The organism is Pedobacter sp. B4-66 (assembly GCF_018492665.1).
Taxonomy (GTDB): Bacteria; Bacteroidota; Bacteroidia; order Sphingobacteriales; family Sphingobacteriaceae; genus Pedobacter.
In genome coordinates, this window is record NZ_JAFVME010000001.1 from 591514 (window position 1) to 605636 (window position 14123).

Genomic DNA, 14123 nt, shown 5'->3' on the forward strand with positions numbered 1-14123 from the left:
ATGGAAATAGCATTATCATCAGAAAGACTGTATTTAAAAGAAATGAAGGTTACAGATGCACAAAACCTCTTTCTTTTAAACAGTGATATTGAAGTGATTCAGTATACAGGTGATGTGATGTTTACCAGTATTGATGATGCACTTAATCTTATTGAGAATTATGATCAGTACGAGAAATATAAAACCGGTCGTTTAAGCCTATTTGACAAAGCCAGTGATGAATATATCGGATGGTGTGGATTGAAATATCTCGAAGAAACTGGTAAGTTCGATATAGGTTATCGACTATTAAAAAAGCACTGGGGTAAGGGTTATGCTACTGAGGCAGCCATAGTTTGTCTCGATTATGGCTTTAATACCTTAGAATTAGAAGAGATAATTGGAACTGCCATGATTGAGAATACGGCATCAATAAACGTATTCAAAAAGCTTGGAATGAAATATGACACAGATGAACCTTGCGGCAATAAGCCTGGGGTGATTTACAAGATCAAAAAATCAGAATGGAAATAGATTTTGAAAAAACACAGGGTTTAGTACCTGTTATTATACAGGATGTACATACCCTGGAAGTTTTAATGCTGGGTTATATGAACCAAGAAGCATGGGACAAAACGCTTACTGAAGGGAAAGTTACTTTCTTTTCGCGCAGCAAAAACAGGCTATGGACCAAAGGTGAAGAAAGCGGAAACTTCCTTTTTGTAAAGGAAACCCATATCGATTGCGATAATGATACGATCCTTATAAAAGCTACTCCGGTTGGCCCAACATGCCATACAGGCTCTCGTAGCTGCTTTAAAACTGACTACAACCAGAACTTTATCTTTGAATTAGAGCAGATCATTGCCGATCGTTATGAGAACCCTTCAGAGGAGTCTTATGTAAATAAACTTCGCGCAAAAGGCCTTAATAAGATCGCACAAAAAGTAGGTGAAGAAGGCGTTGAAACCGTTATCGCCGCGTTGGCAGAAACTGATGTAGATTTTGTTAACGAAAGCTCAGATTTGATCTTCCACCTATTGGTTTTACTTAGAGAAAAGGGCAAAACCCTTGCTGATATTGGCTTAAACCTAAAAGGCAGACATAGTAAATAATGTTAAAGCATTTACATACACTTAGCGGTCACCAAAACCCCATATATGCACTTGCAAGCCCTGCAACAAAAGAAGATGTCTTTTTTAGTGCCGGTAACGACAAGGGGGTAGTTGAATGGTCATTAAAAACAATGACCTTTGTGAAGGTTCTGGTGCCCGTACAAAGTTCTGTTTATGCTTTACATAGCTATAAAGATTTGCTTTTTATAGCGCAAAGAAGTGGTTTAATCCTGGTGTTTGACATAAAGCTTCAGCAAACTATAGCCACATTAAGTCATCACCAAAAGGGAGTATTCGACCTGAAAACCATTGCTTATAAAAACGAACTTTTAAGTACCGGAGAAGATGGAACAGTTGCTGTATGGTCACTAACTGATTTCTCTTTACTATACAATTTCCCTATTTTACAGAATACAGTACGTACCATTGCGGTAAGCAATTCGGAAGAAGAAGTTGCTTTTGGATGTAAAGATGGAATTATCAGAGTTTACAATTCTTTGGATTACAGCTTAAATATCGAGCTAAGCAGTCATAAGTTGCCAATTACTTCATTGCAGTACACTCCAGATGGATTATCTTTAATCTCAGGTGGACGAGACGCACAATTAAAAGTGTGGAGCTTGCCTGATTATCAATTGGTAAATAACATCGCCGCACACATGTTTAGCGTATACAGCATTGCCTTCCATCCTACCCAGCCTTATTTTGCTACCTGCAGTCAGGACAAGAGCATTAAGCTATGGGGTTCTAATGATTTTAAATTATATAAGATCCTTAGTTTAGAAAAGAATACCGAAGGGCATTTTCACTCCATCAACAAACTCATCTGGAGCTCAGATGGCCAATACCTGATCTCCACCGGAGACGATAGACAGGTAATGGTATGGGAGTTTAATTCTTAAGGTTTTTTCTTTTCGGTACTTCCAAAAAAACGGGGATAATAAGCCAATGTTAGCATAAAATACTGCTGCAATACATTAACCGAACCGGTTGAAATGCTATTATTATAACCATAGTTGATGATACTTTTATTCTGCCCCAATAAATCTAATGCAGAAACCTTGATTTCAGCATTCTCTCCTTTTAAGAACCTGTAGGCAATACTTGCATTCCAGATAGCAAAATCGATGGGTTTTGAATAATTAGACGTGCTTCTATTGAAGTTAATATTCGTATTCCAGTATAGGCTCTTAGGCCATACCACGCTCATTCCACCAGTGGTTCCGAAATTCTTATAACTGTAATTCACATTTCCTTCCTGCTTAGTAGTACCTGTAGAAATTGACTGAGAACCAGAAAAGCCAATCAGTGAATTGAAATTGTACGATAACCTAAGCCGATTGTAAGTAGTCAGGTTTTTTTGTAGTACTTCATCGCCATTGATGTAAGCTGGTGTATTTGCGTAGTTTAATTCACTTGCAAACGTAAGCTCCAAAAGGTTCGCTTTCATTTTAAATGCCTGTTGCCATTCAGCTCTATATCCTACATCCTGATAGCCATTTACGTTAACATTGTAGTGCATTCTTCTACCCAGAGCATCATACCTGCTGCTATCGCCAATATAATTACCAATCTTACTTATCCAAAATCTAAGATTTAAACGTCCAGTACTTCCTACCCTTGTTCCATTATGTTCAAAACCAAATTCAAGCCTCTGTTTATAATCAGATTTAAGGTTAGCATTCCCATAATGGAGAAAATATACATTCGAACTATCAGTTAAAGGAGCTAACTGGTATACATTTGGATAGTTCGCAGAAGTAGTATAATTTAAACTGTAGGTTCTATTAAACGTGCTCGCTTTATTGTGCGTATAGTCAACGAACACAGATGGGAGAAAGCGAAAATTGAATTCACTAAATCGCTGAAATACCTTTTCAGATGCATTTTTCTGATAAAAGACCTCACCTTCGGTAAACAGGCTCACTCTAAGTGTTTTATAATAACGATTATCTAAGTACTTTCTAAAGCTTTTTGAAAAGCCTATTACCGGTTTTTCACTGAGTGTACTGTAATTACTTTTATTGGTCAAGTAGCTATTCTTAACATACCCAATAGTATTATCCAGATCGCCAACTACAGCAGTTTCCTTATTATCATTAACCTTCAATGCATTTTTAAACTCCATGTTCACACCTAAATACCTAAGAGAAAGCGGCCCGACATTCGGTACAGTTAAATTGATAGTATGTACTGAATTGTTAAAACTGGTATTGTATTGCCTGTTGAAATTTTCATTCTGCGATGGGTCGGAAGTACTAAAATCTGTGGTTCGCTTACTATTATTACTACCAGAGGTATTGCTATAAGCATATTGTGTATCAAACTTTGCCTGTTTGTTACTCGAATTTAGATATGAATTTTTATTGGAAAGCTTTAGATTTACATCAATTGTCCGTTGGTCTCCACTATTTTCCTGCCGCGCTGCATTTTGGCTAGCCTCTCCAGTTGCATTATTAAGGCCAACAGCAGTTTGAGTGTTGATACTATTATTAATGCTGTTCCTAATGTTAAAATTTGCATCTATATTTCTTTCGTCTGAGGAATGATTGTAAGAAGAATTAAAATTATGACTTCTATTTACATTTTTTGATGTTCCAACATTATCTCTGATAAGTTGATTTCCGTCATTTAAGCTTTCAACTGTGTGAACCTGTTCTTTAAGATCATTGTCGGAATTAGAAAAGAAGTAACTAGTATTAAGGCGGTCTGGCTTACCAAACTCATGAGCAAGGGTAAAACCTGCGGAGGTAAATATGTTTAGTCCACGCTGACGAAAGTCAGACTGATATTCATAGTTTGTTCCTTCGCCTTTGTAAGAGCTATTCGCCATAAGTGATTGAACATTATTGGCCGTTTTGTTAACATTATTGTGTGTACCTATAATACCTACCTGCGTCTTGGGGGTATAACCATTAAGCATACCATCTATAGCATATCTCTTATCGGTACCATAACCACCTCCTATCTTACCAAAAAGACCACTCTTTTTATCCTTCTTTAGCACAATATTCATATTTACATCAGGATTTACCTTATCCGGACTCTCCTTGTTTTCATAGACCTGGATTTTCTCTACTACATTTTTAGGAAGATTTTGGATGGCTATTTTAGGGTCGCCACCAAAAAAGGGCTTCCCTTCGACATAAAGATTACTTATTTTCTTTCCATTTACAGTAATCAATCCATCGCTCCATACTGTTACTCCGGCAAGCTTACGAAGTAAATCCTCTACAGTAGCATTGGTATCCAGCTTAAATGCATCCGCATTAAATACCAATGTATCCCCCTTCATTTCTACTGGAGCTTTTTGAGCAACAATCTTTACTTCCTCCAGATTATTCTCTGCTCGTTCTGCAATAAGCATCTTTAGATCTAGTACTCTGGAATCTGCCGGAATTACAAACTCCTTCTTGTAAACCTGGTATCCAACATAACTCATTAGTATATTTAATTTAATGCCAACAGGAAGCTCTTTGAACTGAAACTTACCAAAGTTGTTAGACAACTGGTAACTGATCAGTTTATCATCACCGGCTTTATAAACGGAAAGCGTTGCAGATCGGAGTACATAATTGTGAACGGAATCCTTTACTACCCCCTCTATTGCCCCTACATAAGTAGAGTCTTTTTTTTGGGCCCTGGAAGTAATAAAACATCCTAGCATAAAGATCTGTAAGCTTATAATGGTTAAATATTTGGTCAATATGAAAGCGTTTAAATTTGTTTGTACTGGTTTAAGCTACAATTTCTCCTTGAGTTTGAACTTCAAAATTACAGGATTATCTGTTTTATTTCGTTTGGTAAAATAGCTACTAAGTATGCTGTTGTATTTTATATTCTTGTCCTTATTTTCTTCATGCGCATCAAACATTACAGCAGATGAAAAGCTAGTATAAACAAATTCTCCATCACATGCAGATAAAGGAAAAGTATGATAATACTTACTATTCACTGGTAGAAAATAAGTACTGCTATCCGTAAGAATATGATCAACATCAATCGACGCACCTGATTTCAGATTATAGATTAGATTGACGGGGTGAAACTTACTTATGTAAAACAGCAGATTATTGCCGGTTTTCATAACGTTGGTTACATCATAAATCCATTCAGGATTAGCTGAATAAAGCTTTTTCCTTGAAATGTACTATCCGCTAGAAAATTTGCAGGAATAGAATTTACAGTGGGAAATATTATCCTATACAAATTCTGAACCCTCGAGGGACTTATCTTAAAAATATTGTAATCACTACTTCTGGTAAAAAAAACAGCTGTATCTAATCCAGAATCAGATAATCTAATAAACTGTGATTGGTAATCATCTTTTAGTTTTAAGCTTGGCACATCATAAGGAAAAGCTTTTGCTGTAACATTCGTATAGTCTGTAACATACTTAATCAGAAAACGCGTTTTTATTCTATCTGTTTTATCATCTTCATAGAGCCAAGGTACAATTGTAGTGTTTCCCGCAACAAACCTACCTTCATTTATCAATTCATAATCATTGACAACAACCTCTGCTTTTTTTTTGCCATCCAAATCAAAAAATATTTGGGTTATTATGTCATTTGGCCATTTAAAAATTGAGATTTCATTTTTCCAACGGTTCAATCTAAAACCAAGCACACTTTTTTTACTGCCTAAATAGATTTTGTGATGGAATTTTCCATTTTTAGTAAAAAACAAAATACACTTGGTAGTTTTATCTAAAATGATGAAATAATCATCAGTTATTTCCAAATGATCTATCCTACCAAAAAGGCTTTCTTTTGTAGTCTCAAGAGGTATATAAGTACTACTTTCAAACACTTCACTTGCCGACGCACCAAAAGCATTGCCAACGTCTATTCTCATAGTCGTAACATTTGAAGTATCTATTGGGATAATTTTCTGTGCTTGCGAATAGAATCCGGTAAACAGCAGACAGATGATGAGCGTTTTTATCATAACGTTTTAGTTCATGTGATACTATAAATTGTCTTTTAACTTAATCTGAACCAGGACTGGGTTATCCTCCCCACTTCCTTTTCCGAAATAGTCAATTAGCACTCTATTGTATTTGACGTTTTTATCCTTGTTATCTTCATGAATTTGAAACATATCAATTGATGAAAAAGTAGAATACAAATATTTACCATCACCGGCAACAAAACCTGTATATCCGGCCATTCTATCATCAGCTATAGGTAAGAAATAAGACATAGCATCTGTTGTGATATGACCAAGGGCAATAAGTGAACCTGATTTAAGATTATAGATCATGGAAGATTGATTTCTAAAGTCATTATTTAAACAATTTACTTTAAAGATCAGGTTATCGCCAATCTGAAAACAATTACTCAGGGCGAAGATGGCATTCGGATTATCTTGGAGATATTTAAATCTTTTGCCTTTAAAATCATTATTAAAGAGGAAATCCTTAGGTAGTGAATTGACTAATGGAAAAAGAAATCTGTAAGCATGCTCAACAGTATTTGGAGAAGCTTTGTAGATATTGTAATCATTTGGCTTAACAAAAAATACCGCTGAATCAACTCCATAGCTAAAAAAGGGGCCGCTTCCCGCACTCATGACCTCTTCAGAAACAGATAAACCTTCTGCCTGATAAGGAAAAGCAAAAGTTTTTGGTTTCTTAAAATCATTTGTATATCCCATCAAATATTTTGTCTTTACACCATCCTTTCCATCATCATCGTAATTCTCAGCAGTAATCATTAGATTCTTTGATACAAATCTTCCATCGTAGATCATTGCCTCATTTTCTCCTCTCAATATCTCTTTAGTTTTCTTGCCATCAAAATTGTAGAAATAATGTGTTTGCTGTCTTGTTTTATTATTCCACATTGAAAACATAATTTCCTTATTCCATTTATTGATTTTAAAATCACGGATTCGAGTACTAGCGTCCCCCAATGTAAAGCTGCCACCCTTTATTTTGCCATGAAATTTACCGTCCTTTTTAAAAATTAAAATAGAATTGGTGGTTTCATCAAGAATAATATAATATTCATCGGTTATTTCCAACTGATCTACCTTTCCAAAGGTGCTTTCTTTTGTAGTTTCAAGAGGAATGTAAGTAACACTTTCGAATATTTCTGAGGCATTGCCCCCATTGGCATTTATAGGATCTACCCGTAAAGTCATTACTTTAGAAGTATCAATAGGAATTACCTTTTGGGCAAAAGCACCGAAACCAGCAATCGCAAAAAGGCATAGCAAGGCTAAAGATTTGAGGAGTTGTTGAGCGCGCATATTTGGTTAAATTTATTTTAAGAAAATCTTAATCTTCTACACAAGTATACTGTTTTTTTAAGGAAAGTTTGTTTAAATTCGAGGATACTAAGTATAAGTTATGGCTAAAGAACACCTATATCAAACGAGTTTAATATGGACAGGCAATAAAGGTTCAGGAACAATGGACTACCGGTCTTACGAGAGAAGTTATACTATATCAATAGACCATAAAGCAGATATTCAAGGATCATCTGATTCAGCATTTTTGGGTGATAAAACCAAGCACAATCCAGAAGATTTACTGGTTTCATCATTATCATCATGTCATATGCTTTGGTTTTTACACCTATGCTCGCAAAACGAGATCATTGTATTAGATTATACAGATAATGCAGTAGGGAAAATGGCTGAAGAGCCAAGCGGAAGTGGTCATTTCACCGAGGTCATTTTAAACCCCGTAGTTGTAATTAACAATCAAGATCATGTAGAAAAAGCCAATGCATTACATGAACAAGCAAACAAGATGTGCTTTATTGCTAACTCATGCAATTTCCCGGTTACACACAATCCTAAATGTATTGTTGAAAGGGGTTAAAAGAAATTAAAACGGGGAGGACGACTCCCCCATTAAATAATCACATAAAAAATGTTAAGAATAACGCTTTATGATTCTAAGTTTATGTGAATACCTACCCAATTCAGCATTATAAATACCCTGATTATCCATTGGGTCTATTCTGACTTTACCCGAAGCATGGATGATATCTTTTGCATTAAGCATAATGCCCACATGAATGATGCGACCATCTTCGTTATCAAAAAAAGCCATATCCCCTGGTTTAACTTCCGGTAAAAAATCGACTGTTGTTCCCTGTTCAGCCTGCTGCCATGCATCCCTGTTTAATTGTATTCCGTGCAGTTTAAATACAATCTGCACAAATCCTGAACAATCCATACCAAACAAGTTTTTACCTCCCCATAAATAGGAAACATTTTGGAAAAAAAGCGCAGTATTTATCACATCAACAGGCCCAGAAACTGGCAATTCTGTCGGAGTAAACAAAACTTCATATTTTTCATCACCAATACTACAATGGCCGTTATCAAAGGATGGAAGATTACTTCCAGGCGATATGTAATATTTACTACCCTGCGTATCTGTTATTACATTACCCATTTCTGCCGGTGCCAGATGTTTACAATTATGGTTATAAACAAACTCCTCTAAAGATACTTCTGCCAACTGCTTAAAATCCATCCAACCCTCATATCCATCATAAGCATTACGCACTTGCCACCACTTTTCAGTTTTCGAAATGATCTCTACATGATCACCAAAAAGCAATTGAGAAGCAATTTCAGCTCTGTCTGATGGCTCAGTTCTTAGGGGTGCTACTGCTACCCTGCATATTCCATAGTATTCTTCCATAGCATAAAATCAATGGTATAAATGTAAACTTTTGAACAGTTATTTTGTTATTTTTATAGTATAAACCTTAATCTATAAGACGATGAACCTCAAAAAAATTTTAATTGCTGTTGATAACAGTACCTGTTCAGAAAAAGCGGCAAAAGTGGGTTACGAAGTAGCAAAAACTTTTGGCGCAGAGGTTGCACTTGTTAATATTATAGAACCCGTGCCTGCTAATATCAGTCCTGATTTAACCTTAGCCCCTGTTTTTTTGGAAACTTACGACAATAGTGAAGAGAACAGCCATTTACTTTTAAAAGAAATAGAAACAAAATTTAGCCATGGCATACCTACCACTTATTTGAGTGTGGTTGATAGCGCAGCGCATGGTATTATACAGCAATCTGATGAGTATGGCTCTGATCTGATTGTAATTGGAACTTACGGTCGTACCGGTTTATATCACTTTTTAATGGGAAGTGTAGCAGAGCATGTTGCCAGGAAATCGGCTTGCCCTGTTTTAATCGTACCGAACAAATACGAAGAGAAAAACTAAAACAAAAAAAGGACGCCCAATGGGTGTCCTGTATAAATTTTGTTATTAAGCTAAAACTAGTTTTCCTGATGTAACCAAGCTTTTTTTGCTAATAATTCTTCTTCTGTTTCGCGAACATCCTCGTCATCAACGCAACAATCAACCGGGCAAACGGCAGCGCATTGAGGCTCATCATGAAAGCCTTTACATTCTGTACACTTATCCGAAACGATATAATAGACTTCATCCGATCCTGCATCTTGTGCAGCCTCAGCATCTATTTGTTTGTCGCCAAAATCGATAATACCATTTAAATTGGTACCATCAGAAAATCTCCAGGCAGTGCCTGCGTCATAAATTGCATTATTAGGGCATTCAGGCTCACATGCTCCGCAGTTAATACATTCGTCTGTTATTTTAATAGCCATGTCTTCGTGTAAATCTATTGCTAAGGGTTAACTTTGCAATGCAAATATAACACTTAAACTTTAAAATTGTTGGAAATATGCCAATCCTTACTACAGAAAAACTAATTATTGCTTTAAAAGAACTTAGCGACTACATGGCCAAACCTAACGAAGGTTTCAAAAACCTAATGTTTTCGGGCCAAAACAGCAATGCATGGTTTACTATAGATGAGGTTCAAAGATCATTAAATGCTTTGCATAAAATGTTGAACCAACAGGATCTGGAGATCTGGTTTCAGGACATTACAATTACCGACACTCCTAAAAAAGTAGGGTTGATACTTGCCGGAAACATCCCTTTAGTTGGCTTTCATGATGTTTTATCAGTTCTTGCTACAGGAAACATCGCATTAATTAAACTATCATCATCCGATGATAAATTGCTTCCTGCCCTACTCGTTCAGCTGGTAATTATTGAACCTCAATTGGCAGAACATATTATATATGTTGATCGTTTGAAAGATTTTGATGCTGTGATAGCAACCGGCAGTAACAATACATCAAGATATTTTGATTTTTATTTTGGCAAGGTGCCTAACATCATCCGTAAAAACAGAAATAGCATTGCGGTATTAAACGGACAAGAAAGCCCTGCCGAAATTGCACTTCTTGGACACGATATATTTGATTATTTCGGTTTAGGATGCAGAAATGTTTCTAAATTATTCATTCCTGAAGACTACGATATCAAAAACTTTTTTGAACCTCTAGAGTCTTTCAAAGAAATCATCAACCATTTCAAATACAACAACAATTACGATTACAACAAATCGATATACCTTGTAAATATGGCAGAGCATTATGATAATGGCTTCCTGCTATTGAAGGCAGACACTGGAATGGCCTCTCCATTGGCTGTATTGTTCTATGAACGCTACAAAAATATTGATGATGTAGCAGAAAAATTAAAAGCAGAAGAAGAAAACATTCAATGTGTGGTAAGCAACATACCTTTTGAACTGAAAACTGGCGTACAAGCCTTTGGCGAAAGTCAGTCGCCAAAACTTTGGGACTATGCTGATAATGTAAACACAATTGCATTCCTTACAACAATATAAAAAAAGCCGGCATATCTGACACACTTATTGGGTGTCAGATATGCCGGCTTTTTTACGACAAGTACAAGTATTATTTGTGTACTACCCCATTTAACTTAATAGTTATTAAATAGGTGCCCAGTTGCTTAATCTGGAAGCCAAATCTTGGATTGATACTAAACGTTGTTCCAGCGGGATGACCAGCTGGGAATGTAGTCAACGAAGCATACTTGCTTGGTATTCTGTAATACATTAAAAAATCTCCATATCCGCTAATTCTCTTTATCGGGAATGGGGTAATCTCAAAATTACAAACCATCGAAGTATCCGTGTAAGTTACAGGGTTAAATTTCGCGTAAGATTCAAAGGTTGGTCTATCTCCCCTTTTAATAATCTCACCTGCCTTAGGATTAAACGGAACTCCATTTTGATCCACAATCTTTACGATTGCATTTGTACCCTCATCACTAATTTTTGTGATAATCATTTCTGGGTTAACAGCTAATGCCCCATTATCGGTCGTTACTCCATTATCATTAAACCAGCTTGCAGCTATAGCATAAGACTTAAATAACTCCGGATCCGTAAAATGAATTTCACCAATGTTTTTAAACACTTTTGTTCCGCTCTCATTACTTACTTCTACGTCAAATTCGTACTGAGATTTAGCCGGCAAAAACGCTGTTCCTGCATTAAACAGGAATTGCCCGCTTGGCAAAAATTCAAAAGGAGGTAGCATCTTTTTCTCTCTCTTTGCATTTACCTGGGCAATAGTTGTATCAACATCAGGGTCAATTGCTTGTTTATACACATAAACTTCATGTTCTGCATAAAACTCTTCAGCTTTACCCGTAGTTCCTTTTTTTCGAACCTCAAGTAATTTCACCAAAACAGGAAGTGTTGAGCCATCCAAATTTAATGAACTGGTTACTACTTTAACATTTCCCTGTTCAATCGAAAAAGGACTGTCCTTATAATACATTGTTTCTCCAATAAAACCTATCGGAATCTTTTTGCAACCCACCCAGGCTAAACTCACAAACACAATGAGTGTTAATATATATTTTATAGTTTTCATTTCTTTCTAATTAATTGAATAAAAGATTTACCAGTAAAACTTGTGCCTATTGTTTAATACATGAAGCACCCCGTTGGTAGTTAGAATTCCTGAGGTTTGAACCAGATCTACTATATCCTTATCTTCATCAGGATAATCATCTGGAATAGGATCCGGATCCAGACCATTTCTTATTTTAGTCAAATAAAGATATTGAGGTTTAGTAGTATTCAACCCAGTGTAATCATTAACCTCTTTTAATAAAATAGAGAAATCTTCACCGGCTAAACTCTTGAAAACTTTATTTTGTAAAGTAAGCTGTTCACGATTAATCTTGCCTGTAAAAAGATGAGATCTTAATGAATCTCTTAATTCCGGAATGGGTAAACTATCCAATGTATATTTGATATTCTCATCTTGATATTTCTGTTGAATGATCAATGTTCTCCTTTCCAAAAGAGACTTAATTGAATAATCTGTAGGAGCAAAAAAAGTATTGTCTCCATTGATTTCATCTTTCAATCCAGCCTTATCAATCAGAACTACCAGTGTATCAAATAAAGGTTTTGTTTTAAGGAAATCATAGGTTGTCATATTTACATGAGGATCATGTAAATCGCCTCCAATGATATAGTCATTCTTTTTACAAGCAGTAAATGCAACACAAAAAGCGACTAGAGTTAAAATGTATGATAATTTAATTTTCATGATATTTAATTTAAGAGTACGGTTATCTTAATTTTCCGATCCAGTATTTATTTTGTGTCAGGTCTTTATTATCAACAAACAACCCTCTGTTGATAGGCCATTTCCAGCCTTCTTCGTCATATCTCACTTGAGAGAAACGATCAGCGCCAAGATAATCCACTACCATTTTGTTGCGAACCATATCATACCAGGTATGTCCCTCGCAAAACAATTCACGGAAAGTCTCATCAAATATTTCATACCTGAGATCATCACCACTTCCAGCATAATTACCAAGATTAGACCGCTTTTTAACTAGATTTAGATCGGTAAGTGCATTTCCATCCTTACCAAGTAGATTATTACATTCTGCTCTTAACAATAACATTTCGGCTAGTCGGAAAATACTGATATTACAATCTACTACAGCACCAGTTTGAGCATTTGGATCTTTAAAAACTATGTTTTGTTTATTTTTACCTACATATTTTGTTAGGATCATGTCTTCAGGCTTTGTTCTATCAAAATAGTAGTTATACCTTACATCCTCAGGGTCCGCAAAAATGGCATTAACCATATCCTCATCAAAAATTGTCGCCTTTCCTTGATTTGGGATATACGGTTCCCCTACAGTATATAAATAGAAACCTCCAGCTATCTGGTATTCATTCTGTGCAAAACTTGTGGCAATCTCAAATATACCTTCTGATGATTTTCCTTTAAACAGTTTGGCAAAATTAGCAGCCGGTTCCAATTGATATTTACCTGACATCGTGATAGAATCAATTGCAGCAACTGCATTATTCAACAAGTTTTGATCAGTTCCCTTTGTTACAAAATACTTCCATCTGTTTAAATGTGCCAACAAAGCAAAAGCCGCTCCTTTATCAGCTCTCACAATTCCATCATTGCTCGTTTTCCAAGCTAAGAGTTTTATGGCTTTATTCATATCCACAACTGAAGAATCTAAAACAACGGTTTCCGAAGTACGTGGAATATTTTTAGAAGATACAGGATCCGGATCATACTGAAGTACCAAAGGCACATCACCCCAAATACGAACCATATAAAAATAAGTATAGGCACGAATGAAATATGCTTCGCCAATAATTTTTCTTTTTTCAGCTAGCGATTTAAATGCGTTATCCGGCATTTTCCCTACTTTTTCGATTACAGTATTCGCTTGAGTTATTGTTTTATAAAAAGGTGTCCAGGTTTGGAAATCATCCAGGTAATCACCTCTAAAATCGTTAACATTTAATCCTGTTCCGTAATACTCGTCTCCTTTAACAAGGAAGTTTAATGCATAATCGCCCCCCTCATTAAAAACTCCGGCAGTAAAATCGCCAAACACAAAATTCGACATGCCCTGTCCGCCAAGAGTAAGTGACTTACGCAATAAGGAATAAGCCCCCATTAAGCCAGAAGTTGCATCATCTTGAGTTTTCCAATACACTCCTTCATATACAGAGCCTTCTGGTTTTAAGTCTAATAATTTTTTGCAGGAAAATAATCCTGTGCAAAGTATTCCTCCTAAAAGAAAGATACTTAATGCTCTATATTTTGATAAAATCATGATCTATGTTCTAATTATTAAT

General features: G+C 35.8%; 15 protein-coding genes. 6 read left to right on the forward strand and 9 right to left on the reverse strand.

The features are described from left to right. Genes J1905_RS02380 through J1905_RS02390 form a run of 3 tightly spaced genes read left to right on the forward strand, consistent with a single transcriptional unit; the run spans window position 1 to window position 1996 of the window. Complete coding sequence (locus J1905_RS02380; RefSeq protein WP_214225565.1) at window positions 1–513, forward strand: GNAT family N-acetyltransferase; 513 nt, start codon at window positions 1–3, stop codon at window positions 511–513. Next, window positions 504–1094, forward strand: a complete 591-nt coding sequence (gene hisIE / locus J1905_RS02385; protein ID WP_214225566.1) for a bifunctional phosphoribosyl-AMP cyclohydrolase/phosphoribosyl-ATP diphosphatase HisIE — start codon at window positions 504–506, stop codon at window positions 1092–1094. Before J1905_RS02380 ends, hisIE begins: the two co-directional genes overlap by 10 nt. After that, on the forward strand, window positions 1094–1996 hold the full coding sequence (locus J1905_RS02390) for a WD40 repeat domain-containing protein (RefSeq protein WP_214225567.1): 903 nt from the start codon (window positions 1094–1096) through the stop codon (window positions 1994–1996). Before hisIE ends, J1905_RS02390 begins: the two co-directional genes overlap by 1 nt. Here J1905_RS02390 and J1905_RS02395 read toward each other — a convergent pair. Genes J1905_RS02395 through J1905_RS02410 form a run of 4 tightly spaced genes read right to left on the reverse strand, consistent with a single transcriptional unit; the run spans window position 1993 to window position 7349 of the window. Beyond that, window positions 1993–4800 (reverse strand): TonB-dependent receptor, encoded by a 2808-nt coding sequence (locus J1905_RS02395; protein ID WP_214225568.1) that lies wholly within the window; start codon window positions 4798–4800, stop codon window positions 1993–1995. The two genes, J1905_RS02390 and J1905_RS02395, sit on opposite strands and share 4 nt — an antisense overlap. Window positions 4801–4836: 36 nt before the next feature. After that, window positions 4837–5181: a hypothetical protein gene (locus tag J1905_RS02400; protein WP_214225569.1), complete on the reverse strand. Its 345-nt coding sequence runs from the start codon at window positions 5179–5181 to the stop codon at window positions 4837–4839. An 8-nt stretch (window positions 5182–5189) separates the two neighbouring features. After that, window positions 5190–6044: a DUF4934 domain-containing protein gene (locus tag J1905_RS02405; RefSeq protein WP_214225570.1), complete on the reverse strand. Its 855-nt coding sequence runs from the start codon at window positions 6042–6044 to the stop codon at window positions 5190–5192. A 21-nt stretch (window positions 6045–6065) separates the two neighbouring features. After that, window positions 6066–7349, reverse strand: a complete 1284-nt coding sequence (locus J1905_RS02410) for a DUF4934 domain-containing protein (RefSeq protein ID WP_214225571.1) — start codon at window positions 7347–7349, stop codon at window positions 6066–6068. Window positions 7350–7449: 100 nt separating this feature from the next. Between J1905_RS02410 and J1905_RS02415 the strand changes: the two genes are divergently transcribed. Then, on the forward strand, window positions 7450–7926 hold the full coding sequence (locus J1905_RS02415) for an OsmC family protein (RefSeq protein WP_173092560.1): 477 nt from the start codon (window positions 7450–7452) through the stop codon (window positions 7924–7926). 54 nt (window positions 7927–7980) lie between these two features. Here J1905_RS02415 and J1905_RS02420 read toward each other — a convergent pair whose 3' ends face one another. Beyond that, window positions 7981–8760, reverse strand: coding sequence for a C40 family peptidase (locus tag J1905_RS02420; RefSeq protein WP_214225572.1), 780 nt, complete (start codon window positions 8758–8760; stop codon window positions 7981–7983). An 82-nt stretch (window positions 8761–8842) separates the two neighbouring features. On the opposite strand from J1905_RS02420, the gene J1905_RS02425 reads away from it, so the two are divergent. Continuing rightward, entirely contained in the window at window positions 8843–9298 is a 456-nt protein-coding gene (locus tag J1905_RS02425; protein ID WP_173092563.1) for a universal stress protein, read from the forward strand. Between the two features lie 56 nt (window positions 9299–9354). Here J1905_RS02425 and J1905_RS02430 read toward each other — a convergent pair whose 3' ends face one another. After that, window positions 9355–9705 carry a 4Fe-4S dicluster domain-containing protein gene (locus tag J1905_RS02430; protein WP_108203536.1) on the reverse strand — a complete coding sequence of 117 codons (351 nt, stop codon included), beginning with the start codon at window positions 9703–9705 and terminating at the stop codon, window positions 9355–9357. A 77-nt stretch (window positions 9706–9782) separates the two neighbouring features. Here J1905_RS02430 and J1905_RS02435 point away from each other — a divergent pair, with 77 nt between their 5' ends. Further along, on the forward strand, window positions 9783–10802 hold the full coding sequence (locus tag J1905_RS02435) for an acyl-CoA reductase (protein ID WP_214225573.1): 1020 nt from the start codon (window positions 9783–9785) through the stop codon (window positions 10800–10802). 70 nt (window positions 10803–10872) lie between these two features. Here the strand turns inward: J1905_RS02435 and J1905_RS02440 are convergent, their stop codons facing one another. The 3 genes from J1905_RS02440 to J1905_RS02450 are packed head-to-tail and all read right to left on the reverse strand — an operon-like array spanning window position 10873 to window position 14101. Next, window positions 10873–11859: a DUF5007 domain-containing protein gene (locus J1905_RS02440; protein WP_214225574.1), complete on the reverse strand. Its 987-nt coding sequence runs from the start codon at window positions 11857–11859 to the stop codon at window positions 10873–10875. A 27-nt stretch (window positions 11860–11886) separates the two neighbouring features. Further along, window positions 11887–12546: a fasciclin domain-containing protein gene (locus J1905_RS02445; protein WP_214225575.1), complete on the reverse strand. Its 660-nt coding sequence runs from the start codon at window positions 12544–12546 to the stop codon at window positions 11887–11889. 22 nt (window positions 12547–12568) lie between these two features. Beyond that, window positions 12569–14101, reverse strand: coding sequence for a RagB/SusD family nutrient uptake outer membrane protein (locus tag J1905_RS02450; RefSeq protein WP_214225576.1), 1533 nt, complete (start codon window positions 14099–14101; stop codon window positions 12569–12571). Window positions 14102–14123 lie beyond the last annotated feature (22 nt).